This window comes from Pseudonocardia sp., assembly GCF_025465255.1.
GTDB lineage: Bacteria > Actinomycetota > Actinomycetes > Mycobacteriales > Pseudonocardiaceae > Pseudonocardia.
Genome location: NZ_JAODNI010000121.1, coordinates 124,060 through 146,914 on the forward strand (window position 1 = coordinate 124,060; position 22,855 = coordinate 146,914).

The 22,855-nt window shown below is 73.9% G+C and carries 20 protein-coding genes; 3 read left to right on the forward strand and 17 right to left on the reverse strand.

Annotation, left to right across the window (positions count from 1 at the left end; genetic code table 11):
- Positions 1–54: 54 nt before the first annotated feature.
- From nadC to nadA, 3 genes are read right to left on the reverse strand one after another with little or no spacing between them, the layout of a single operon-like run.
- Complete coding sequence (gene nadC, locus JWP64_RS14865; RefSeq protein ID WP_297496760.1) at positions 55–939, reverse strand: carboxylating nicotinate-nucleotide diphosphorylase; 885 nt, start codon at positions 937–939, stop codon at positions 55–57.
- Entirely contained in the window at positions 936–2,534 is a 1,599-nt protein-coding gene (locus tag JWP64_RS14870; protein ID WP_297496762.1) for an L-aspartate oxidase, read from the reverse strand. Before JWP64_RS14870 ends, nadC begins: the two co-directional genes overlap by 4 nt.
- On the reverse strand, positions 2,531–3,544 hold the full coding sequence (gene nadA / locus JWP64_RS14875; RefSeq protein ID WP_297496764.1) for a quinolinate synthase NadA: 1,014 nt from the start codon (positions 3,542–3,544) through the stop codon (positions 2,531–2,533). The genes JWP64_RS14870 and nadA overlap by 4 nt, the downstream gene beginning before the upstream one ends.
- A 167-nt stretch (positions 3,545–3,711) precedes the next feature.
- Here nadA and JWP64_RS14880 point away from each other — a divergent pair, with 167 nt between their 5' ends.
- Entirely contained in the window at positions 3,712–4,461 is a 750-nt protein-coding gene (locus tag JWP64_RS14880; RefSeq protein WP_297496766.1) for an NUDIX domain-containing protein, read from the forward strand.
- Positions 4,462–4,466: 5 nt separating this feature from the next.
- Positions 4,467–5,147 carry an LON peptidase substrate-binding domain-containing protein gene (locus JWP64_RS14885; protein ID WP_297496768.1) on the forward strand — a complete coding sequence of 227 codons (681 nt, stop codon included), beginning with the start codon at positions 4,467–4,469 and terminating at the stop codon, positions 5,145–5,147.
- A gap of 80 nt (positions 5,148–5,227) precedes the next feature.
- On the opposite strand, the gene JWP64_RS14890 is transcribed toward JWP64_RS14885, so the two are convergent.
- From JWP64_RS14890 to JWP64_RS14925, 8 genes are all read right to left on the reverse strand, one after another.
- On the reverse strand, positions 5,228–5,728 hold the full coding sequence (locus tag JWP64_RS14890) for a type II toxin-antitoxin system PemK/MazF family toxin (RefSeq protein ID WP_297496770.1): 501 nt from the start codon (positions 5,726–5,728) through the stop codon (positions 5,228–5,230).
- A gap of 69 nt (positions 5,729–5,797) precedes the next feature.
- Positions 5,798–5,983: a hypothetical protein gene (locus tag JWP64_RS14895; protein WP_297496772.1), complete on the reverse strand. Its 186-nt coding sequence runs from the start codon at positions 5,981–5,983 to the stop codon at positions 5,798–5,800.
- On the reverse strand, positions 5,980–6,987 hold the full coding sequence (bioB, locus tag JWP64_RS14900) for a biotin synthase BioB (RefSeq protein ID WP_297496774.1): 1,008 nt from the start codon (positions 6,985–6,987) through the stop codon (positions 5,980–5,982). The genes JWP64_RS14895 and bioB overlap by 4 nt, the downstream gene beginning before the upstream one ends.
- A complete protein-coding gene (gene bioD, locus JWP64_RS14905) occupies positions 6,984–7,685 on the reverse strand; it encodes a dethiobiotin synthase (protein WP_297496776.1) in 702 nt (233 codons plus the stop codon). Before bioD ends, bioB begins: the two co-directional genes overlap by 4 nt.
- The gene (locus JWP64_RS14910) at positions 7,682–8,818 is read right to left on the reverse strand and encodes an 8-amino-7-oxononanoate synthase (RefSeq protein WP_297496778.1); all 1,137 of its coding nucleotides are present in this window, start codon (positions 8,816–8,818) and stop codon (positions 7,682–7,684) included. The genes bioD and JWP64_RS14910 overlap by 4 nt, the downstream gene beginning before the upstream one ends.
- A 146-nt stretch (positions 8,819–8,964) precedes the next feature.
- Positions 8,965–9,339, reverse strand: a complete 375-nt coding sequence (gene trxA / locus JWP64_RS14915) for a thioredoxin (RefSeq protein WP_297496780.1) — start codon at positions 9,337–9,339, stop codon at positions 8,965–8,967.
- Between the two features lie 50 nt (positions 9,340–9,389).
- The gene (locus JWP64_RS14920; RefSeq protein ID WP_297496782.1) at positions 9,390–11,612 is read right to left on the reverse strand and encodes a SulP family inorganic anion transporter; all 2,223 of its coding nucleotides are present in this window, start codon (positions 11,610–11,612) and stop codon (positions 9,390–9,392) included.
- Between the two features lie 415 nt (positions 11,613–12,027).
- Positions 12,028–13,338, reverse strand: a complete 1,311-nt coding sequence (locus JWP64_RS14925) for an adenosylmethionine--8-amino-7-oxononanoate transaminase (RefSeq protein ID WP_297496784.1) — start codon at positions 13,336–13,338, stop codon at positions 12,028–12,030.
- Between the two features lie 43 nt (positions 13,339–13,381).
- On the opposite strand from JWP64_RS14925, the gene JWP64_RS14930 reads away from it, so the two are divergent.
- Positions 13,382–14,278 carry a PaaX family transcriptional regulator C-terminal domain-containing protein gene (locus tag JWP64_RS14930; RefSeq protein WP_297496786.1) on the forward strand — a complete coding sequence of 299 codons (897 nt, stop codon included), beginning with the start codon at positions 13,382–13,384 and terminating at the stop codon, positions 14,276–14,278.
- Between the two features lie 78 nt (positions 14,279–14,356).
- Here JWP64_RS14930 and dnaE read toward each other — a convergent pair whose 3' ends face one another.
- From dnaE to JWP64_RS14960, 6 genes are all read right to left on the reverse strand, one after another.
- A complete protein-coding gene (dnaE, locus tag JWP64_RS14935; protein WP_297496788.1) occupies positions 14,357–17,902 on the reverse strand; it encodes a DNA polymerase III subunit alpha in 3,546 nt (1,181 codons plus the stop codon).
- 423 nt (positions 17,903–18,325) lie between these two features.
- A complete protein-coding gene (locus JWP64_RS14940; RefSeq protein WP_297496790.1) occupies positions 18,326–19,480 on the reverse strand; it encodes a glycosyltransferase in 1,155 nt (384 codons plus the stop codon).
- Positions 19,481–19,518: 38 nt separating this feature from the next.
- Positions 19,519–20,442, reverse strand: a complete 924-nt coding sequence (locus JWP64_RS14945) for a hypothetical protein (protein WP_297496792.1) — start codon at positions 20,440–20,442, stop codon at positions 19,519–19,521.
- Entirely contained in the window at positions 20,439–21,170 is a 732-nt protein-coding gene (locus JWP64_RS14950) for a DUF998 domain-containing protein (protein ID WP_297496794.1), read from the reverse strand. The genes JWP64_RS14945 and JWP64_RS14950 overlap by 4 nt, the downstream gene beginning before the upstream one ends.
- Before the next feature lie 105 nt (positions 21,171–21,275).
- A complete protein-coding gene (locus JWP64_RS14955; protein ID WP_297496796.1) occupies positions 21,276–21,956 on the reverse strand; it encodes a hypothetical protein in 681 nt (226 codons plus the stop codon).
- The gene (locus JWP64_RS14960; RefSeq protein WP_297496852.1) at positions 21,956–22,840 is read right to left on the reverse strand and encodes an RluA family pseudouridine synthase; all 885 of its coding nucleotides are present in this window, start codon (positions 22,838–22,840) and stop codon (positions 21,956–21,958) included. The genes JWP64_RS14955 and JWP64_RS14960 overlap by 1 nt, the downstream gene beginning before the upstream one ends.
- Positions 22,841–22,855: the final 15 nt, after the last annotated feature.

A 22,855-nucleotide genomic window follows, 5' to 3' on the forward strand; every position in this document is an offset into this window, starting at 1 on the left:
CGCAGCTCAGCCCTGGTTGTGAGTGTGGAACCTCGCTCTAGTGAGGTTCCACACTCACAGCAGATCGAGGCCCAGGTCCAGGGCGGTGACGGAGTGGGTGAGGCCGCCGACCGAGATGAAGTCGACCCCCGTCTCCGCGTACTCCCTCGCGTTCGCCAGGACCAGCCCGCCCGACGACTCCAGGAGCGTCGGCAGTGACCCGCGGCGACGGACGGCGTCCGCGGTCTGCGCCGGGCTGAAGTTGTCCAGCAGGATGAGCTCCGCGTTCAGGGCGAGGACCTCGTCGAGCTGCTCCAGCGAGTCGACCTCCACCTCGCACGGCAGGTCCGGCGCGGCCGCACGGGCCGCGGTCAGGGCCGCGGACACCGAGCCCGCCGCGGCGACGTGGTTGTCCTTGATCAGGACCGCGTCGCCGAGGCCGAGCCGGTGGTTCATCCCGCCCCCGCACCGCACCGCGTACTTCTCCAGCAGCCGCAGCCCGGGAAGGGTCTTGCGGGTGTCCCGGATGACGGCCCCGGTGCCCTCGACGGCGTCGACCCACCGGCGCGTCGCCGTCGCCACCCCGGAGAGGTGGCAGAGCAGGTTGAGCGCGGTCCGTTCCGCGGTGAGCAGGCCCCGGACCGGGGCCCGGACGACCAGCGCGGGCTCCCCCGGGACGAGCCGGGAGCCGTCGGGCAGCGCGGAGAGCACCGCGAACCCCGGTACCACCAGCTCCAGGACGCGCAGGGCGACCGGCGCGCCGGCCAGCACGCCCGCCGCCCGCGGCGAGAACTCCCCCACCGCGACGGCGTCCGCCGGGACGGTCGCGGCGGTCGTCGCATCCGGCCCGTAGCGCAGGTCCTCGTCGAGGGCGGTCTGCACGACCCGCGCCAGGTCCCCGGGATCGGGAACGCCGATCTCGGTCGCCCCACCGACGCCGGCCGCCAACTTCGCACTCATGCCACACCCGCCAACACGTCGGTGCCGATCACCGGGCGCCCGGTGGCGTCCAGCGAGATCGGCAGGCTGGAGCGCTGCCACACGTCGTCGCGCTCGGGGAAGTCCGTGCGCACGTGGCAGCCACGGGTCTCCCGGCGGGTCCCGGCCGCGGCGAGCACGGCCTGGGCCAGCAGGGTCAGTGCGGCGTCCTCGACGCCGGCGCGGTCGATCGGCGTCGCCGGCTGCGTCGCCGCCTCCACGACGTCCGACGCCGCGGCGAGCCCGGCCGCGTCCCGCCCGATCCCGGCGAACGCGCTCATCGCGCGCTGCACGACCCCGCGGTCCGCCACTCCGACGGCGGGCGCGGCCAGGACCAGCTCGGACGATGCCGACCGCGGCGTCGCGAGGTCCGCGACGACCGCGCGGACGACCCGCTCGCCGATGACCAGCCCCTCGAGCAGGCTGTTCGACGCGAGCCGGTTCGCGCCGTGCAGGCCGGTGCGGGCCACCTCGCCCGCGGCGTAGAGCCCCGGGACCGACGTCCGGCCGTCGACGTCGGTCACCACCCCGCCGCACGCGTAGTGCGCCGCCGGCGTCACCGGGATGGGCTCGCGGCGCGGGTCGATTCCCGCCTCCCGGCAGGAGGCGAAGACCGTCGGGAACCTCTCCGCGAACCCGCGGAGCCCGGTCGCGTCGAGATACATGCAGTCCGCGCCGGTCTCGGCCATCCGCCGGGTGATCGCGGCGGCGACGACGTCCCGCGGCGCCAGGTCGGCGAGCGGGTGGACCCCGGTCATGAGCCGGATGCCGGTGCGGTCGCGCAGCACGGCGCCCTCGCCGCGGACGGCCTCGGTGACGAGCGGGCGCCGCCCGACGGCCGGGCCGGTGTAGAGGACGGTGGGGTGGAACTGGACGAACTCCAGGTCCGCGGCCGTGGCACCGGCCCGCAGGGCGAGCGCGACGCCGTCGCCGGTGGAGGTGCCCGGGTTCGTCGTGCTGGCGTAGAGCTGCCCGTACCCGCCGCTGGCGAGCAGGACGGCGGGCGCGCGGAGCAGGCCGGGCCGCCCGGCGTCGTCGAGGACCGAGAGCCCGGCGACCCGTCCGGAGGCGTCCCGCACCGCGTCGAGGGCGACGTGGCCGGTCAGCAGGGCCAACCCGCTGGCGGCCGCGAGCAGGGCACGCTCGACCTCGGCGCCCGTCGCGTCGCCGCCGGCGTGCACCACGCGGAACGCCGAGTGGCCGCCCTCGCGGGTACGGTCCAGCCTGCTGCCACGGGCGTCGAACGAGGCGCCCCGCTCGCGCAGCCGGCGGACCGCCGCCGGGCCGCCGCGGAGGACCGCGGCGACCGCAGCCTCGTCGTTCAGCCCGCCGCCCGCCGCGAGGGTGTCCGCGATGTGCGCCTCGACCGTGTCCCCCGGGATGTCCCCGAGGACGACGGCCACGCCGCCCTGGGCCCAGCGGGTGCTGCCCTCGTCCGCCGCGTCCTTCGTGACGACGACGACCCGGAGCCCGGCCTCGGCGGCGTCGAGCGCGGCGGTCAGCCCCGCGACCCCGGTGCCGACGACCACCAGGTCCACCGAGGCCTCCCAGAGCCGATCGATCGCGTGGCCGGTCACTCGCCGCCCCCGGGCTGCCCGATCGCGATCATCCGCTGCACCGCGCGCCGGCCGCGGGCGGCGAGCTCGGGGTCCACCTGCACCTCGTCCGTGCCCTCGCGGACCGACCGCAGCAACGCGTCCGGCGTGATCATCTTCATGTAGGTGCAGGAGGCGCGGTCGTTGACGGCGCGGAAGTCGATCTCCGGAGCGGCCTTTCGGAGCTGGTGCAGCATGCCGATCTCGGTCGCGACCAGCACCGACTTCGATGTGCTCACGCGTGCCGCGTCGAGCATGCCGCCCGTCGAGAGGATCTTGACCCGCTCGGCCGGGACCGCGCCCGCGGTGGCCAGGTAGAGCGCGGACGTCGCGCAGCCGCACTCCGGGTGCACGTAGAGGTCCGCCTCGGGGTCGGCCTCGGCCTTCGCGGTGAGCTCGGCGCCGTTGATCCCCGCGTGCACGTGGCACTCCCCGGCCCAGACGTGGATGTTCGACCGGCCCGTGACCCGGCGGACGTGCGCGCCGAGGAACTGGTCCGGCAGGAAGAGCACCTCACGGTCGGCGGGGATCGACTGCACGACCTCCACGGCGTTCGACGAGGTGCAGCAGATGTCCGTTTCGGCCTTTACCGCGGCGGTGGTGTTCACGTACGCGACGACCACCGCGTCCGGGTGCTCGGCCTTCCACTCGCGGAGCTGCTCGGCGGTGATCGAATCCGCGAGGGAGCAGCCGGCGCGGGCGTCCGGGATGAGGACCGTCTTCTCCGGGGCGAGGATCTTCGCGGTCTCGGCCATGAAGTGCACACCGCAGAACACGATCGTCTCGGCCTCGACCTCGGCCGCGAGCCGGGAGAGCGCGAGGGAGTCCCCCACGTGGTCCGCCACGTCCTGGATGGCCGGGACCTGGTAGTTGTGCGCCAGGATCACCGCGTTGCGCTTCTCCGCGAGCGCACGCACCTCGTCGGCCCACCCGGGGCCCGGGTCCTCGGAATCCGTCGCCGGGGGCGCAGTTCGCGTCGCCGTCAGGCTCATCGTCGTCCTCCCCAGGACGTCGGACCTGTTTTCGCCTGATGGTCGAAAACGTGGCGATAGTAGCAGCCGGGTCCATCTCCCGGCACCGTCCACGTGACCCGGAACTCACCTGGCCGTAACCCCTACGTCGCCGAGGCGGCCGCGCGCCCACCCCTACGATCGGCCCCATGGACCGCACCCCGACCCGTCCGACGGGACACGAGGTGCTCGCCGCCGTCCTGCAGATCCGCGCCGGCAGGCTGCAGGTCCTGCTCTGGCAGCGCGCCCGGGAACCGGACCGCGGGCGGTGGGCGTTGCCCGGCGGGCGGCTCGGGGACGACGAGGACGTCGAGGCGTCGGTGCGCCGCCAGCTCGCCGAGAAGGTCGACGTCCGGGACGTCACGCACGTCGAGCAGATCTCGGTGTTCAGCGCGCCGGAGCGGGTTCCGGGCGTCCGGCTCGTCGCGACCGCGTTCCTCGGGCTCGTCCCCTCCGACGCCGATCCGGCCGTCCCGCCGGACACCGCCTGGCACCCCGTCGCGCACCTGCCGGACACGGCCTTCGACCACGCGGAGATCATCCGCGACGCCCGGGACCGCCTGCGCGCCAAGCTCTCCTACACGAACCTGGGCTTCGCGCTGGCCCCCCGCGAGTTCACGATCTCGGCACTGCGCGAGCTCTACGTCGCGGCGCTGGGGCACGGTGTCTCGGCCACCAACCTGCAGCGGGTCCTCACCCGCCGGGAGGTGCTCGTCCCGACCGGGGGGACGGCGCCGCCCGGTCCCTCCGGCGGGCGGCCGGCGGCCGAGTTCCGGTTCACCGACCGTGCGCTCAAGGTGACGGATGCGTTCGCCGTGCTCCGGCCCCCGGGAGCCACCGGACCGGGGTGCGCCAGGACCGATTCGCCGGGCGGCGGGACGCCGACGGCCGTACCGTGAACCGCGTGGTCGCGACGATTCCCCTCTTCCCCCTGGGCACGGTGCTGATGCCCGGGGCGTCGCTACCGCTGCACGTCTTCGAGCCGCGGTACCGGCAGCTGACGGTCGACCTGATGACGGGCGCCGTCCCGGACAAGGAGTTCGGCGTCGTCGCGGTGCGGGAGGGCTTCAACCCGGACGTCGACGGCATCGAGGCGCTGGCCCCGGTCGGGTGCACCGCCGCGCTGCTCGACGCCCGCCGGCTGCCCGACGGTCGCTACGACATCGTCACCCGCGGCGCGCGCCGCTTCCGGCTGCTCGAGATGGACGAGGGCTCGCACTCCTACCTGTGCGGATCCGTCAAGTTCCTGCCGGACGCCGAGAAGGCGGACGACGGGGACGACCTCACCCGAATGCTGTCGGCCTCGGCCCGCGCGGCCCACCGCCGCTACTGCGCGACCGCCTGGAAGAGCGACGACTGGTCCGAGCCCGCCCACGAGGTCGGCGCGGCGGAGCTGGCGCACGTCCTCGCGGCGGACTGCCTGCTGCCGATGTCGGACCGCCAGCAGCTGCTCGAGGAGACGCACCCGGTGCAGCGGCTCCGGATGGTGCGCATGCTCATCGCGCGGGAGACGGGCCTGCTGACGCGCCTACGCGCCGTCCCCACCCCGATGACCACGTACTCGACGGACCAGAGCCACAACTGACCGGGCGTCATGGAGCCACGACGCGCTTTTCAGGCCCCCATTCTCGCGTTGTGGGGCCACAACGCGGTTCCCGGGGGCGGTCAGGTCCAGCCGTACCGGGTGCGCAGGGCGTCCGCGACGCGGTCGAAGCGGGCCTCGTCCAGGATCGCGCCCTCGCGGCGGATGTCGTGCTCGCCGACCTCGAGCACCCGGTCCAGCCGGATGAACGACTCGCGGCCCTCGCGGTCCCACTCGCCGCTGCCGATGCCGATCCAGCCCTGCTCGCCGTCGCGCCTGTGCTGGCTGGAGAGCATCAGCCCGAGCAGCTCGCCCTGCCGGCGGCCGACGACGAGCAGCGGCCGGTCCTTGCCCTGGCTCGCGTCCTCCTCGAAGGGCACCCACGTCCAGACGATCTCGCCCGGATCCGCGGCGCCGTCGAGCTCGGGGGCGTAGGCGACGGTCCGCGCCCGCTCCGCGGTCGGCGCGGTGCGCACGCCGCCGTGCCCCTCCGGTCGCGGCGCGGGCTCGGTGCCACCCGACTCCGCCAACAGCTTCATCCCGACGTCCACCGCCTGCTTGAGCAGGTTCCCCCAGTCCGGCATGGGCACAGCATGGCCGACGGCCCGGCCCCACCCTCAACCGGAGCCCCCTGATGGCGGGAAAGCGGAGGATCAGGAGCCGGTGAGCTCGCCGTGCCGGCTGCACCGCGCGACCCAGCCCACCGGCGTCACCTGGACGACCATCCGGCGGGCGCACTCCGGGCAGTAGCGCGGGGGCTCGAGCTCCCGCCCCCGGGCGCAGCGCTCGTGTCCCGGGTCCGCGGCGGGGCGGCCGCAGCGGTCGCAGAAGAGGGTCACAGGGTGTCGTTGAGGGCCTTGAGCGGCATCTCCAGCTCGCCGAGCAGGTCGATGTCCGACTCCGCGGGCCGCCCGAGTGTCGTCAGGTAGTTCCCGACGATCACCGCGTTGATCCCGCCCAGCAGGCCCTGCCGCGCGCCGAGGTCGCCGAGGGTGATCTCCCGCCCGCCCGCGAACCGCAGCACGGTCCGGGGCATCGCCAGCCGGAAGGCGGCGACGGTGCGCAGCGCGTCCGGACCCGGCATCGGCTCCAGGTCCCCGAACGGCGTACCCGGGCGCGGGTTGAGGAAGTTCAGCGGCACCTCGTCCGGGGTCAGCGACGCGAGCTGCGCGGCGAACTCCGCGCGCTGCTCCAGGGTCTCCCCCATGCCGACGATCCCGCCGCAGCAGACCTCCATGCCGGCTTCGCGGACCAGGCGCAGGGTCTCCCAGCGCTCCTCCCACGTGTGCGTGGTGACCACGTTCGGGAAGTGCGAGCGCGCCGTCTCGAGGTTGTGGTTGTAGCGGTGCACGCCCATAGCGGCGAGCTCGGTGACCTGCTCGGGGGTCAGCATGCCCAGCGAGCAGGCGATGTTGATGTCGACCTCGTCCTTGATCGCGGCGATGCCGGCGGCGACCTGGCTCATCAGCCGCGCGTCCGGCCCGCGGACGGCCGCGACGATGCAGAACTCGGTCGCCCCGGTCTTCGCGGTCTGCTTCGCGGCCTCGACGAGCATCGGCACGTCCAGCCACGCCGAGCGGACCGGGGACTCGAAGAGCCCGGACTGCGAGCAGAAGTGGCAGTCCTCAGGGCAGCCGCCGGTCTTCAGCGAGATGATCCCCTCGACCTCGACCTCCGGGCCGCACCAGCGCATCCGCACCTCGTGGGCCAGCGCCAGGAGCTCGTCGAGCTCGGAGTCCGGCAGCCGCAGGACGTCGAGGACCTGCTGCTCGGAGAGGCCTTCACCGTTCTCGAGGACCTGGGTTCGGGCAATGCTGAGGACGGCCGACTGCGTTGTGGTCACGGCTCGGGACTATGCCATTCGCCCCCGAGCTCGGGAGCCAGGGTGTGACGCGCGACGCCGGTGAACCGTTCCGGCGCAAGGCTTCCGGCCCCCTCGGGTACGGCGCCGAGCAGCGGGACCCGGGTCACCGCCGGCAGGTCCGCGAGGTTGCAGCGCGCAGCGAGGTCCGGGCACCGCGGCCACGACCCGACGACGACGCCCGCGCACCCGAGCTCGCGCACCGCGAGCGCCTCCGTGGTCAACGCCGTGTGGTTGAGCGTGCCGAGCCCCGCGGTCGCGACGACGAGCACCGCCGCCCCCAGCTCGGCCGCGACGTCCGCGAGCGTCCCCGACCCGGCGAACCGCACGAGCAGCCCGCCGGCCCCCTCGACGAGCACCAGGTCGTGCTCGCGGGCCAGCCGCAGCGCCGCGCGCGCCACCTCCCCGGGTGTGACGGGCGGTGCTCCGGCGAGGCGCGCGGCGGTGTCCGGGGCGAGCGGTGCCGGGTAGCGGGCGAGCTCGCGCGTCGTCACCTCCGGGACGAGGGCCCGGACCCGGGCGAGGTCCCCGGGCTCCCCCTCGGCGACGCCGGTCTGCGCGGGCTTGAGCACCGCGGCCCGCTCCCCCGCGGCGACCGCGAGCGCGGCCACCGCCGCCGTGACCACGGTCTTGCCGACGTCGGTCCCGGTGCCGCTGACCAGCAGGATCCGGCCGCTCACGGGCGGACCTTTCGGCGGAGCACGTCGCGGACGCGGTCGAGCTCGGCGCCGGTGAGGTCCGCCCGGGCCGTCAGCCGTAGCCGGCTCGTCCCCTCGGGCACCGACGGTGGCCGGAAGCAACCGACCCGCACCCCGGCGTCGAGGCAGCGCTGGGCCGCCTCGTACGCGAGGACCGGCGGGCCCAGCACCACGGACACCACGGCCGACGGCGGCGCGGCCACCCCGGCCGTCCGTGCGAGCTCGGCCGCGACCCGCAACACCTCGGCGGGCAACGCCGGTTCGTCCATGAGCACGCGCAGCGCGGCCAGGGCGGCGCCGACGGCCGGCGGGTTGAGCGCGGTGTCGAAGATGAATGTGCGTGCGGCGTCCACCAGGTGCGCGGTCACGGCGGCCGGGCCGAGCACCGCACCGCCCTGGCTGCCGAGTGCCTTGGACAGGGTGACGGTGGCGACGACGTCGTCCGCGCCGGCCAGCCCCTCGGCGGCGAGGACACCCCGCCCGCCGGGACCGGCGACGCCGAGCCCGTGCGCCTCGTCGACGACCAGGACCGCGCCGCGCGCCCGGCTCACCGCGTGCAGCTCGCGCAGGGGGGCCAGGTCGCCGTCGACGCTGTTCACGCTGTCGGTCACGACGAGGGCGCGCTCCTCGGTGCGGGCGGCCAGCGCGGCGTCGACGGCGGCCACGTCGTTGTGCGGGACCACCACGGTCCGCGCGCGGGACAACCGGCAGGCGTCGACGAGCGAGGCGTGGTTGGCGGCGTCGGAGACGATCAGCGCGCCCGGCCCGGACAGGGCCGTCAGCACGCCGAGATTGGCCGCGTAGCCCGAGGAGAAGACGAGCGCGGACTCGGCGCCGCAGAAGGCGGCGAGCTCACGCTCCAGGGTGGAGTGCAACTGCGTGGTGCCGGTGACGAGCCGGGACCCGGTGGACCCCGCGCCCCAGGTCCGGGCCGCCTCGACGGCCCCGTCGACCACGCGCTCGTCCCGGCCCAGGCCGAGGTAGTCGTTGCCCGCCAGGTCGATCACGTCCGCGGACGGGGCCCGCGGGCGCAGCTCGCGACGCAGGCCGGCGGCCCGCCGGCGCTCTGCCACGGCGTCCAACCAGGACAGCGGATGCGGGTCGGCGGTCTCCACGACGGGTGACACTAGAGCGTGGGGCGCCGCCTGCGGACAGCCGAGTGGTGAAGACCCGTCCTCCGAGCCGGCCCCACGCAACGATCCGGACGACCCCGGATCGCGGGGCCGCCCGGATCGAGGGGCCGCCCGGATCGAGGGGTGACTCAGGCCTGCTGCTCGGACTCGGCCTGTGCGACGGAGGCGCGGACCTCGTCCATGTCCACCTCGCGCACCTTGCCGATCAGCTCCTCGAGCGCCGGGCCGGGCAGCGCGCCGGGCTCGGCGTAGAGCACCACGCCGTCCCGCACCGCCATCAGCGTCGGGATGGAGGAGATGCCGAAGGCCTGCGCGAGCTGCGTCTGGGCCTCCGTGTCCACCTTGCCGAACGTGATGTCGCCGTGCCGTTCGGACGCCTCGTCGAAGACGGGGGCGAACTGGCGGCAGGGACCGCACCATTCCGCCCAGAAGTCCACGAGGACGGTGCCCTCGGCACTCACGACGTCGTTGAAGTTCTCGGTCGTCAGTTCCACCGTTGCCATGGGTCCCTCAACTCTCCTCGGCCGGCTCGTGTTCCCGCGGGTACCCGCCGCTATCCGCGCAGAACCGGCAGCGCGCCGCCGGCGCGGTCGTGCGGGCGGAACTCCTCCGCGTCCGCGTCGTAGACGAGGACGCTGGCCGTCCGGATGTCGAAGAACAGGCCCATCAGCTCGGCGTCCACGTCCAGCTCGCGAAGCCGGTCCAGCTGGACCGCGACGTTGACCATGGCCAGGCAGTCGTTCTGCGCGAAGCCGTCGCGGGCGCCGGCCCGGCCGGCCGGGTGGCCGTCGATCCAGGCCTCGAGGCTCGACGCCCCGCCCTTGAGCCAGTCCCCGAGCGCGCCCTCCGGCATGTCCGTCGGGACGCCGTCGACGAGGCCCTTCATCGCGCCGCAGCCGGAGTGGCCGCAGACCGCGATCAACGGGACGTGCAGCACGGACGTCGCGTACTGGACCGCCGCCAGCGTGCTCGTCCCGGAGACCAGGTTGCCGACGTTCTGCACCGTGAACAGGTCGCCCGGCCCGCTGTGCGTGATCATGCTCGGCATCACCCGGGAGTCCGCGCAGGCCAGCAGCAGCCCGGACGGGCTCTGCCCGTGGGCGAGGCCGGACATCGTCGGACGGATCACGCCGGCGGTCTGCGCGTGGTAGGCCGCGACCCCGGCCAGCATCGGGGCCGATGCGCTGCCGTCACCGTGTTCCTCGGCCCACTGCGACCAGGTCGCGAAGCGGCCGTGGGACGCCTCGGCGCGCGCGTCGCCCGGCTCGTCGACCTCGACGAAGCCGCCGGTCCCTCGGTGCCGCCGGGTCCAGGCCTCGAGATGGTCGAACGCGGCGTGGTCGAGGTAGTCGACGACGAGCTCGATCCGGGTCGGCGCGCCCGCGGGTACCTCCGACAACACCCGGGACAGCGTGGGCACCGAGAGGAAGCTCAGCGTCCCCTCGACGACGACGCGGTGCAGCTCGCCCTGCCGTTCGATCCGGACCCGGGCCCGCACCGCGCGGCGCAGCACCATCAGGCCGGCGAGGACGAGCCCGATCGCGACGCCCTCCAGCAGGTTCAGGAGCACCACCCCGGCGACCGTCACCACGTAGAGCAGCAGCTCGCCGTGCCGGTGCGAGGTGCGGATGTCCGCGACCTTCACCAGCTGCAGGCCGACGACGACCAGCAGCCCGGCGAGCCCGGCCAGCGGGATCAGCTCGATCACCGACACGAGTGCGATGCCGAAGACGGCGATCCACACGCCGTGCAGGACCGCGGAGTTGCGGCTGCGGGCCCCCGCGCGGACGTTCGCGGCGCTGCGCACGATCACCCCGGTGATCGGCAGGCCGCCGAGCAGGCCGGAGACGGCGTTGCCGGCGCCCTGGCCGAGCAGCTCGCGGTCCGCGTTCGTGCGCACGCCACCGTGCATCCGGTCGACCGCGACGGCGGAGAGCAGGCTCTCGACGCTCGCGACGAGGGCGACGGTCAGCATGCCGCCGAGCACGCCCGTCCAGAGGCCGCTGTCGGGCAGCACCGGCAGCGCCACGGACTCGATGAGGTTGCCCGGCAGGTCGACCCGCGGGACGTCCGGCCAGAGCAGGGCCAGCGCGGTGGCGGCCCCGACGGCGACGAGGGCGCCGGGCACGGCCTTCTGCGGGCCGGGGATCCGCGGCCACACCAACATGATCGCGACGGCGGCCAGGCCGACGACGACGGCGTGTCCGTGCAGGTCCGCGAGCTGCGCGGGGAGTTCGAGGATGTTGTCCAGGGCGGCGGTCTGCGCGGTCCCGCCGAGCACCACGTGCAGCTGGGCGAGCGCGATCGTGACGCCGATCCCGGCGAGCATCCCGTGCACGACGGCCGGCGGGATGGCCTGGGCGAACCGGGCGAGCCGGGAGAGGCCGAAGAGGATCTGCAGGGCACCGGCCCCCACCGTGATCAGGCAGGTGACCTGCCAGCCGAACTGGTCGACGAGGCCGGCGACGATGACCGTCAGGCCCGCGGCGGGGCCGCTGACGGCGAGCGGCGAGCCGCCCAGGAGGCCGGCGACGACGCCGCCGACGACGCCGGCGATGAGGCCGGCCATGATCGGAGCGCCGGAGGCGAGGGCGATGCCGAGGGAGAGCGGCACGGCGACGAGGAACACGACGAGCGAGGCGCCGAGGTCGGCGCGGAGCGCGGCCGGACTCCAGCGGGAACCGTCCGGGCCGCCCGGTCGGGGGCGGCCGGGCGGGGCGTGCGGGCGGGACTCGGCCCTCGGGAGAGCGGTGTGCGGAGCGGGGTGCTGCGGCACGGCGGGGGTCCTCCGGTCAGTCATCACACGTTCGAGGTCTGGCAGGGGGGCGCACGAGAGCGACGCTGCAGCGGCGTGCGTATTGAGCCAACCGGAGTAATGCCGGTGGTGGTTCCCGGCCGTACTTCCGTTACGTCCGTTTCGCCGACCGGCCGTGACCGCGGGTGGTCGGCCATGCGGGGTCGGCCCCGGCACGTCCGGGCTCGTGGCCTCCGTGCGGGTGACACGGACGGTGATCCACGGCGGTCGGCCCACCCGACCGCGGGCCGCACTGCTCCGATCGTGTGGATCATGGTGTGCGCGGCCACATGTCACTCGTTGGAGGAACGCTCGTCGACGTGCGGTGAAACCCCGGATGACCGATCGGGGCGATCGAGCCCGGCGTCACACCGGTTCCCGCGACCCGAAGGGCGGATCAGGCCGCCGCGGCGACCGCCTGGACGCCCTCGGTGATCGCCGCGAGGTCCTCGGACGTGCAGATGTACGGCGGCATGGTGTAGACGAGGTCGCGGAAGGGCCGCAGCCACACCCCGGCGTCCAGGGCCGCCGCCGTCGCCGCGCCCATGTCCACCTCGTGGTCGAGCTGGACGACGCCGATCGCACCCAGGACCCGGACGTCGACGACGCCCGGCAGGTCCTTCGCCGGGGCGAGCCCGGCCCGCAGGGCGCCCTCGATCCTCTTCACCTCGGCGCGCCAGTCCCGTTCCCGCAGCAGCGCGATCGACGCGCACGCGACGGCGGAGGCGAGCGGGTTGCCCATGAACGTGGGGCCGTGCATGAGGACGCCGGCCTCGCCCTCGGAGATGCCGCGGGCGACCTCCGAGGTGCAGAGCGCGGCGGCCATGGTGACATAACCGCCGGTCAGGGCCTTGCCGACGCACATCACGTCCGGGCTGACGCCGGCGTGGTCCGCCGCGAACATCTCCCCGGTGCGGCCGAAACCGGTGGCGATCTCGTCGAACACCAGCAGGACCTCGTGGGTGTAGCAGAGTTCGCGCAGCACGTGCAGGTAGCGCGGATCGTGGAAGCGCATGCCGCCCGCGCCCTGCACGACCGGCTCGACGACGACCGCGGCGAGCTCGTCGGCGTGGGCCTCGATCAGCGCGGCGAGCTCCGCGACGTAGGCCTGCTCGAACGCCCGCGGCGGCGCGCTCGCGAACACCTGCGGGGTGAGGACGTCCCGCCAGAGGGCGTGCATCCCGCCGTCCGGGTCGCAGATGCTCATCGCGCCGAAGGTGTCCCCGTGGTAGCCGCCGCGCCAGGTCAGCAGCCGGTGCTTCGCCGGGCGTCCCCGCGAGCGCTGGTACTGCAGGCACATCTTGATGGCGACCTCGACGGACACGGATCCGGAGTCCGCGAGGAACACGTGCTGCAGCGGCTCGGGGGTGATCTCGACCAGCAGCTTCGCGAGATCGACGGCGGGTCCGTGGGTGAGTCCGCCGAACATCACGTGGCTCATGACGTCGAGCTGGTCCCGGACCGCGGCGTCGAGGACGGGGTTGCGGTAGCCGTGGATCGCCGCCCACCAGGACGACATGCCGTCGACGAGCTCCCGGGTGGTCCCGTCCGGCGCGACGACGCGGAGCCGCACGCCCTCGGCCGACTCGACGATCACCGGCTCCACACCCGCGGGCATCGGCGCGTAGGGATGCCAGACATGGTCGCGGTCGATCGCGCGCAGTTCGGGGACACGGTCGAGGGCGGGGTGCGCGGCGTCGGGACTCACCAACGGACCCTATCCGGGGTCGCGGTCTAGGCTGACCGGCGTCATGTCCACCGATACCGAGCCCTCCAGCGCCCTCGGCGCACGCACCGAGCCGGTCGGCGGCGCGCACCCCGCGCTGTCCCGGCGTCGCGGCCTCGGCCAGACCAGCGCGCGCTCGCTGCTGCTCACCGTCCTGGGCGAGTTCGTGCTCCCCCGCGAGGAACCGGTCTGGACGCAGGTCCTGATCGACGTGCTCGGCGGGCTGGACGTGGAGAACAAGTCCGCGCGCCAGGCCCTCGCCCGCACCGCAGCCGAGGGCCTGCTCGTCTCGGACCGTTCCGGGCGCCGGGTCCGCTGGTCCCTCACCGGGTCCGGCCGCCGGCTGCTGTCCGACGGCGCGGCCCGGATCTACGGGTTCGGCGCGCCTGCCGCCGCGTGGGACGAGCGGTGGCTGGTCCTGCTGGTCAGCGTGCCGGAGTCCCGGCGGCAGCTGCGCCACCGGCTTCGCACCCGGCTCGCGTGGGCCGGCCTCGGCTCCCCCGCCCCCGGGGTGTGGGTCTCCCCCGACCCGGCCAAGCAGGAGGAGGTCGCGGACGTCGTCGCGGACCTGGGGCTGGAGGAGGTGACCAGCTCGTTCGTCGGGCCGTTCGGCGCCATCGGGAGCCAGGCGGACGTCGTCGCGCAGGCGTGGGGCCTCGCGGAGGTCGAGGACGCCTACGAGGAGTTCATCGCCGAGTTCGCCGACGCGGCGCCGTCGACGCCCGCCGAGGTGCTCGCCCACCAGATCCTGCTGGTGCACGCCTGGCGTCGCTTCCCGTTCCTGGACCCGAAGCTGCCGGCCGAGCTGCTGCCCGCGGAGTGGGCGGGCTCGCGGGCCGCGGAGCTCTTCGAGTCCCGGCACGAGCTCTGGCGGGACCAGGCCCAGGCGCACTGGCAGGCGTTGGTCCGCAGCGCGAGCTAGCTTCCTGTCTCCGACGAGCGGCACTCACTCTCGTCCGGGCCTACGGGGCGAGAGTGCCGTTCGTGCAGCTCCGAGGGCTCAGCCGAGGCAGCCGGGGCCCAGCAGCGCCTTCAGGTCCCCGTACAGCGACGGGCTGTTCGTCACCTTCAGGCCCTGGTCCAGGCGCAGCATCGTGGTCTTCGTGCCGTAGACCAGCGCGAGGTGCACCTCGGACGTGCCGGGGTGGTGGGTGAGGACCTCCTTGAGCTGCGCGACCCGCTCCGGGGTGCACATCTCGGTGCGCAGGCTGACCTTCACCGGCAGCCCCGCCTCCCCCGCGGCCTGCAGCTCGGGGACGGCAAGGTCGTTCGCGATCAGGGAGACCCGGTCGTCCCGCTTGTTCACCCGGGCCTTCACCAGCACGATCGCGTCCTCGGCCACGTCCACACCGACGACCTGGTAGGCGCGCGGGAAGAACAGCACCTCGATGCCGCCGACGAGGTCCTCGATCTGGGCCGACGCCCAGGGCTCGCCGTTCTTGTTGACCCGCCGGTTGACGTTCGCGAGGATGCCGCCCACGGTGACCTGCGCGCCCTCGGCGACCGTGCCCTCGAGGATCGCCTGGATCGGGGTGTCCGACTTGGCCGAGAGGGCCTGCTCGAACCCTTCCAGGGGGTGCCCGGAGACGTAGAGGCCCAGCATCTCCCGCTCGACGGCGAGCTTGTGCTTGGTGTCCCACTCTTCCTCGGGCACCTTGACGTCGAAGAGGCCGGTGAAGGCGTCGTCGTCCGAGGGGCCGTCGAGGGAGCCGAAGAGGTCGAACTGGCCCATCGACGCGGCCTTCTTGGTGCTCATCACCTGGTCGATCGCGTCCGCGTGGACGAGCAGCAGGCCCTTGCGCGAGTGGCCGAGCGAGTCGAACGCGCCGGCCTTCACCAGCGACTCGATGACCTTCTTGTTGCAGACCACCGCGTCGACCTTGCGCAGGAAGTCCGAGAAGTCGGTGAAGTCCCCCTTCTCCTTGCGCGCGGCAACGATCGCGTCGACGACGTTGAAGCCGACGTTGCGGATCGCGCCGAGGCCGAAGCGGATGTCCGTGCCGACCGGGGCGAAGTTCCGGACCGACTCGTTGACGTCCGGCGCGAGGACCTTGATCCCCATCCGGCGGCACTCCGCCAGGTAGATCGCGGCCTTGTCCTTGTCGTCCCGGACCGAGGTGAGCACCGCGGCCATGTACTCCGCGGGGTAGTTCGCCTTGAGGTAGGCCGTCCAGTACGAGACGAGGCCGTAGGCGGCGGAGTGCGCGCGGTTGAACGCGTAGTCCGAGAAGGGCAGCAGGATGTCCCAGAGCGTCTTGACCGCGGCCTCGGAGTAGCCGTTGTCCTTCATGCCCTGGGCGAAGCCGGCGTACTCCTTGTCCAGGATCTCCTTCTTCTTCTTGCCCATCGCCCGGCGCAGCAGGTCCGCCTTGCCGAGCGTGTACCCGGCCAGCTTCTGGGCGATCGCCATGACCTGTTCCTGGTAGACGATCAGGCCGTAGGTCTCGCCGAGGATGTCCTTGAGGGGCTCCGCCAGCTCCGGGTGGATCGGCGTGACCTCTTGGCGCTTGTTCTTGCGGTCCGCGTAGTCGTTGTGCGCGTTCGCACCCATCGGGCCGGGCCGGTAGAGCGCGCCGACGGCCGAGATGTCGTCGAACTCGGTGGGCGCCATCCGGCGCAGCAGGTCCCGCATCGGGCCGCCGTCCAGCTGGAAGACGCCGAGCGTGTCCCCGCGGGCGAGCAGGTCGTAGGTCGTCTGGTCGTCCAGGTCGACGGTCTCGATCTCGAGCTTCGGCTTGCCGTTGAGCTCGATGTTCTCCAGCGCGTCGTCGATGATAGTGAGGTTGCGCAGGCCCAGGAAGTCCATCTTGAGCAGCCCGAGCGTCTCGCAGGCGCCCATGTCGAACTGCGTGATGATCGAGCCGTCGGCCTCGCGGCGCTGGATCGGGATGACGTCCAGCAGCGGCTTGCTGGACATGATCACGCCGGCCGCGTGCACGCCCCACTGGCGCTTGAGGCCCTCGAGGCCCCGTGCGGTGTCGATGATCTCCCTGACCTGCGGGTCCGCCTCGTAGAGGGCCCGGACCTCGGTGGCCTCGGAGTAGCGCTTGTGGCTCGGATCGAACACCCCGGACAGCGGAATGTCCTTACCCATGACGGCCGGCGGCATGGCCTTGGTGATCCGGTCCGCCACCGAGTAGCCGGGCTGGCCGAACAGCACGCGCGCCGAGTCCTTGATCGCGGCCTTCGCCTTGATCGTGGAGTAGGTGATGATCTGCGCGATCCGGTCCTCGCCGTACTTCTCGGTGGTGTAGCGGATCATCTCGCCACGCCGACGCTCGTCGAAGTCCATGTCGATGTCGGGCATCGAGATGCGCTCGGGGTTCAGGAACCGCTCGAAGATCAGCTTGTGCTTGATCGGGTCCAGGTCCGTGATGGCCAGCGCGTAGGCGATCAGCGAGCCCGCGGCGGAGCCACGGCCGGGCCCGCACCGGATGCCGACGGACTTCGCGTACTGGATGAGGTCCGCGGTGACCAGGAAGTACCCCGGGAAGCCCATCTGGATGATGACCCCGAGCTCGTACTCCGCCTGCTTGCGGTACTGCTCGGTGACGCCGTTCGGGAACCGCGTGTGCAGCCCCCGCTCGACCTCCTTGATCAGCCAGGACTCCTCGGTCTCGCCCTCCGGGACGGGCGCCCGGGGCATCAGGTCCTGGCTGGCGAAGGAGATGCCGACGCGCTCGGCGACGGCGAGGGTGTTGTCGCAGGCCTCCGGGTGCAGCGGGTCCCACTGGGCGCGCATCTCGGCGGCGGACTTGAGGTAGAAGTCCTGTGCGTCGAACTTGAAACGGTTCGGGTCCGACATGGTCTTGCCGGTCTGGACGCAGAGCAGCACCTCGTGCGGCTTGTTGTCGTCCGGATACGTGTAGTGCAGGTCGTTCGTGGCGAGGCCGGGCAGATCGAGCTTCTTCTTCAGCGCGAAGAGGTCCTCCTGGACCCGCTTCTCGATCTCGATCCCGTGGTCCATCAGCTCGCAGAAGAAGTTGCCCTTGCCGAAGATGTCCCGGTAGTCGCTCGCGGCCTGGCAGGCGCCGTCGAAGTCGTCCTGCTGCAGCAGGCGGGCCACCTCGCCGGACGGGCAGCCGGTGGTGGCGATGATCCCCTTGCCGTAGGTCTCCAGCAGCTCGCGGTCCATACGGGGCTTGTAGTAGTAGCCCTCGAGGCTCGCGAGGCTGGAGAGCCGGAAGAGGTTGTGCATCCCCTCGTTGTTCTCGGCCAGCAGCGTCATGTGCGTGTACATCAGGTCCGGGTTGCCCGTGTTGTCCTTGGCACCCAGCGATGTCCGCTTGCGCTCGTGCCGGGAGCCCGGCGAGAGGTAGCCCTCCATGCCGATGATCGGCTTGACCCCGGCCGCTGTGGCCTTCTTCCAGAACTCGTAGGCCCCGTAGACGTTGCCGTGGTCCGTCATGGCGAGCGCGGGCATCTCCATGCGGGCGGCCTCTTTGAAGAGATCGTCCAGGCGCGCCGCACCGTCCAGCATCGAGAACTCGGTGTGGGTGTGGAGATGGACGAAGCCGTCCTTGCTGGTTCCGCTCGCCGAGGCCATGTGTCTTCCGGGCTCCTCTCACGCGCTCTCGCACGGTGCGTTGCGGTCCCCCGGACGCCCCCCGCGGGTGCTGCTCCTCCCTTGCCGGCCGGTGCGGCCGGGCGGAGAAGGGGCGGGTGCTCGCGGGGTCCGGGGAGGGCCCAAGACTAACCCCGGGCACCGACACTTCCTCGAGTCCCGGGGGGTGGTCGACGAACGCCCAGCTCACCGGGGCGAGCGGTGTGTCGGGCCGCTCGATCGGTCTCACTGCGGGTGCTCCGGCCGTCACGCGGCGCGTCGGTGGGGGCCCCCACTGATCGTTTCGCGGGAAACGTCCGTGTCGCATGGGCCGCGACAGCGCACCGGTCACGGGCGAGGGCGTGGACGGTGGATGCGGACGGGACGAGGGCGCCGTCGGGCGCCCACGGCGCGGGGAGGAGCGCCTCAGGCCGCCGCGGTGAGGCGGGTGGCCGCCGGGGTGAGGACGCGGGTGTAGACGGCCTCGAACGCGTCCAGGGTGGCGTCCAGGGCGTGCCCCGAGACGATCTCCCGGCTCGTGGCGCCCATCCGGGCCCGGGTCCCGCGGTCGCGCAGCAGCGCGCCGAGGGCGGCGGCCAGCGCGTCGACGTTGCCGGGCGGGTAGAGCCAGCCGTTGCGGCCGGGGTGGACGAGGTGCGGCAGCGCCATCGCATCCGCGGCGACGACCGGCTTGCCCGCCGCCATCGCCTCCAGGGTCACCAGGCTCTGCAGCTCCGCGACGCCCGGCATGCAGAAGACCGCGCAGCGCCGGTAGGCCGCTACCAGCTCGGCCTCGTCCACGAAACCGTGGAAGACGACCCGGTCCGCGATGCCGAGCCGGTCCACCAGCGCGGTCCACTCGGCCCGCTTGCTGCCGTCGCCGACGATCTCCAGGCGCAGGCCGGGCGGCAGCGTCGCGACCGCGCGGATCAGCTCGGCGACCCGCTTCTCCTGGTCCAGCCGCCCGACGAACAGGATCGTCGGCGTCGCGTCCTCGGTACCGCCGGCATAGCGGTCGGCGTCGATGCCGCAGGAGATCGCCGAGCCGGTCAGGCCGGTCGAGCGCTCGAGGAGCTCGACCGCCCGCGGGGTCGGGGCCGTCACGGCGTCGGCGCGGCGGAAGACCTTCCGCAGGTCCCGCCAGGCGAACCGGGACGCCGGGCCGTGCAGGCCGGACGGCAGGAAGGAATGGTCGAGGAGGTTCTCCGGCATGAAGTGGTTGGTCGCGACGAGTGGGAGCCCGGCCTCGGCCGCGGCCACCGCCACCCCGCGGCCGACCGAGAAATGGGCCTGCACGTGCACGACGTCCGGGGCGACCTCACCGAGCACGGCGGCGGTCTCCGGCCGGGCCTGCCAGGGCAGGCACACCCGGAACGAGTCCTGCAGCGGGTAGCGGTGCGAGCGGATCCGGTGGACGGTCACGCCCTCCACCTCCCGGGAACCGGCGGGGCCCTCGGGCGACGGGGCGACGACGTGCACCTCGTGCCCGCGTCCGGCCAGCCCGGTGGCCAGCCGTTCGGCGAAGCGGGCGGCGCCGTTCACGTCGGGCGGGTAGGTGTCGGCACCGATCATGATCCGCATGGGGATCCTCCTCAGGACGGTTCGGGGTGGGGAAGAGGTCAGGAGCGGCCGGCGAGCACGGGCTCGCGGTCGTCGGTGGGACGGGCCGGGGTGCGGGTGGCGGCGTCGGGGTGGTGCCGGGCGAGGAGCGAGACCCCGCCGGCGGCGACGAGCGCGCCGCCGGCCATGCCGAGCGCGGCACCGACACCGAGCCCGGCGCCCTCGCCCAGCAGGCCCATCCCGAGGGCGACGGCCACCATCGGGTCGACGACGGTCAGCGCCGCGACCACCACGGCCGGCGGTCCGGAGGCGAAGGCCTGCTGGACGAGCCAGCCGCCCGCGAGCAGGGCGACGACGATCCCGCCGGCGGCGACGAGGACGGTCTCGTCGAACGGCCCCGCGGCACCCGTCGCGAGCTGCCGGGACACGGCCCGGACGGTCGCGGCGACCAGCCCGAACGCGACCGCGCCGCCCACGGCACAGGCGAGGCAGCGCAGCCGTCCGCAGGTCCGGGCGGCGACCGCGGCGAGCAGGAGCACGACCGTGGCCGCGAGCGCCCCGGCGATCAGCAGGGACCGGCCCGGGAGCGCGCCCGTGGCCTCGACCGGGTCCGCCGCCGCGGCGAACCGGACGACCAGCGCCACGCCCCCGACGCAGGCGGCGCTCCCGGTGAGAACCGCCGCTGCCGGCCTGCCACCGCTGCGGAGGCCGAGCAGGACCGCGATCGGGACCGCGAGCACCCCGATCGGCTGTACGACGGACACCGGCGCCAGGACGAGCGCGACGGCGTGCAGGGCGGCCCCGCCGGCGGCGAGCCCGATGCCGAGCAGCCAGGACGGTCGGCGGAGCAGGTCCCGGAATCCGGCGAGATCGAGTGAGGGACGGGAGCCGGGCACCCGGACCGCTCCGTGCTGGAGCACCGCGGCGAGGGCGAAGCATCCCGCGCCGGCGACGGCGAGCACGACCGCGAGCAGGAGGCTCATGCCGCCACCCCCGAAGCGCCGGCCTCGACCGGGCACCGTCCCACGAGCGCCGGGTCGGCCTCGGCGACCGCGGGCACCGCGACGAGATCCGGGGCGGTGCGCCGCAGCGCCCGGGCCGTGACGAGCAGCAACACGATCACCAGGGCGTAGAGAACCCGCTCCACCCCACCCAGCAGCGGAAATCCGGGTGAACCGGCGATGTCGATCGCCAGCACGATCGGAACGTGCGCCACCAGGAACGTCCCCGCGGCCACGCCGACGGCCACGGCCAGCCCGCACAGCGCCCGGTTCCGGAGCGCACGGCCGAGCAGCCACACGGCGATCGGGAGGACGGCGAAGGCCAGGGCCCCGGCGTACCGGTGCACGCCCGCGGCGAGGTCGGCCGGGACGCCGGGCGGGTTGGTCGGGAAGAGACCCACCAGCAGCAGCGCGGCGCTCCAACCGAGCAGCAGCACCGGCACGGCGCGGGCCGCCGGGGCGGCGCGCCGGGCGGTCGCCGCGAGGGCCACCCCGACCAGGCCGAGCGCCAGGGCGGCGACCGCCAGCAGCGCGTACCCGCCCGGCAGGGCGACGTAGTCGCTGACGGTGAAGGCCAGGGGGTCGACCCGCGGGGCGGCGAGCGCGCCGGCCAGGTGCAGCCAGCCGGCCGCCGTCACCGCGACCGCGGCACCGGTCCCCGCCACGAGGAGCGGGTCGGCTGTCCTGTGTGGAGGGGCGTGCTGGCTCATGGGACGACCGTCCCAGCGGACGGGCCCCGGCAGAATCAGGTGATCCACCCAGTCCGACCGGGGGTTACCCCGGGATCGACCGGGGGTCAGCCCCCGGTCGGACGATCAGGGCGCCGCGGGGACCGGTCCGTCGTCCGGCAGCGGGACGGCCGACTCCCGCTGCTCCGGGAGCAGCGGGGCGAGGGCCAGCTCGACCGGGGTGGTGCCCACCGGCGCGGCCTGGACCGCCCGGACCCCGCCGGCCGCGGCGAGCGCATCGAGGCCGGCCCGGTCCGTCTGCACGAGGAGCGCGACGACGCACGCGCACGGCCCGCGGTACGCCGCGTCCTCCGCCGAGGCGACGGCCGCGGGACGCCCGCCGAGCCGCACAGCGTCCGCCCCGGCGGCGATCCCGGCGCGCTGCCGGGCCGTGTCGAGGGCGGCGGGGTTCGGGACCCCGGCGTCGACGGTCTGGAAGCGCAGCGCGGTCTGGACGCGCGGGATCGGCACGCGGAACACGGCCGTCAGGACACGGGCGTCGCCGACGAGCGCGGCCGCGTCGGCCGGGGTGACCTCGGCGTCGAGCTGCACCAGCGCGGGTGTGGAGGCGCCGGGCGGGGGCAGCTCCGCCGGGAGCCGCGCGCGGTAGTCCGCGACGGTCTCCCCCGGGTCCGGGCCGAGCCGCACCGAACCCGGCGACGGGCCGGGTCCCGCGGGCCCGCCGTACTGCCGTGATGCGTAGAGCGCGACGAGCACGAGGATCACCCCGCAGACGGCGTAGGCGGCGAGCCGCCGGTTGCGGGTCATCAGTCCCGCAGCAGCTCGAGGGCCCGCTCGAGGTCCGCCGGGTACTCGCTGACGAACTCGACCCACCGGTCGTCCGCCGGGTGGTGGAACCCCAGCTGCCGGGCGTGCAGCCACTGCCGGCCGAGGTGCAGCCGCTTGGCCAGCGTCGGGTCCGCGCCGTAGGTGATGTCCCCGACGCACGGGTGGCGTAGCGCGGAGAAGTGCACCCGGATCTGGTGCGTGCGGCCGGTCTCCAGGTGCACGTCCAGCAGGCTGGCGGCGCGGAAGGCCTCGATCGTGTCGTAGTGCGTGACGCTCGGCTTCCCGTCCGCGACGACGGCGAACCGGTAGTCGTGTTTCGGGTGCCGGTCGATCGGGGCGTCGATCGTGCCGCTCGTCGGGTCCGGGTGGCCCTGGACGATCGCGTGGTAGCGCTTCTCGACGGTGCGCTCCTTGAACGCCCGCTTCAACACCGTGTACGCGTGCTCGGACTTCGCGACGACCATGACGCCGGTGGTGCCGACGTCCAGCCGGTGCACGATGCCCTTGCGCTCGGCCGAGCCGGACGTCGAGACGCGGGTGCCCAGGGCCGCCAGCCCGCCGAGGACGGTGGGCCCGGTCCAGCCCGGGCTGGGGTGCGCCGCGACCCCGACGGGCTTGTCCACGACCACGATGTCGTCGTCCTCGTACAGGACGGCGAGACCGGCGACGACCTCCGGCGGGGCCGAGATCGCCGTCGGCACGTCCGGCGACGGCAGCTCGACCTCGAGCCAGCTGCCCGCGGTGAGCCGGTCCGACTTGCCGGCGGCCTGGCCGTCGACGGCGACCCGGCCCTCCTCGGCGAGGGTCGCGACGACGGTGCGGGAGAGGCCCAGCAGGCGGGCGAGGCCGGCGTCGACGCGCATGCCGTCCAAGCCGTC

Bases quoted from the DNA above. Each gene is read 5' to 3' on its own strand.
- JWP64_RS14955 (WP_297496796.1), bottom strand. From the start codon at position 21,956: ATGACCCGCAACCGGCGGCTCGCCGCCTACGCCGTCTGCGGGGTGATC.
- JWP64_RS14945 (WP_297496792.1), bottom strand. From the start codon at position 20,442: ATGAGCCTCCTGCTCGCGGTCGTGCTCGCCGTCGCCGGCGCGGGATGC.
- dnaE (WP_297496788.1), bottom strand. From the start codon at position 17,902: ATGGCCTCGGCGAGCGGAACCAGCAAGGACGGCTTCGTCCATCTCCAC.
- JWP64_RS14890 (WP_297496770.1), bottom strand. From the start codon at position 5,728: ATGCCGGACTGGGGGAACCTGCTCAAGCAGGCGGTGGACGTCGGGATG.
- nadA (WP_297496764.1), bottom strand. From the start codon at position 3,544: ATGAGCCTGACGGCGACGCGAACTGCGCCCCCGGCGACGGATTCCGAG.
- JWP64_RS14930 (WP_297496786.1), top strand. From the start codon at position 13,382: ATGTCCACCGATACCGAGCCCTCCAGCGCCCTCGGCGCACGCACCGAG.
- nadC (WP_297496760.1), bottom strand. From the start codon at position 939: ATGAGTGCGAAGTTGGCGGCCGGCGTCGGTGGGGCGACCGAGATCGGC.
- trxA (WP_297496780.1), bottom strand. From the start codon at position 9,339: ATGGCAACGGTGGAACTGACGACCGAGAACTTCAACGACGTCGTGAGT.
- JWP64_RS14960 (WP_297496852.1), bottom strand. From the start codon at position 22,840: ATGCGCGTCGACGCCGGCCTCGCCCGCCTGCTGGGCCTCTCCCGCACC.
- JWP64_RS14950 (WP_297496794.1), bottom strand. From the start codon at position 21,170: ATGAGCCAGCACGCCCCTCCACACAGGACAGCCGACCCGCTCCTCGTG.
- JWP64_RS14880 (WP_297496766.1), top strand. From the start codon at position 3,712: ATGGACCGCACCCCGACCCGTCCGACGGGACACGAGGTGCTCGCCGCC.
- JWP64_RS14940 (WP_297496790.1), bottom strand. From the start codon at position 19,480: ATGCGGATCATGATCGGTGCCGACACCTACCCGCCCGACGTGAACGGC.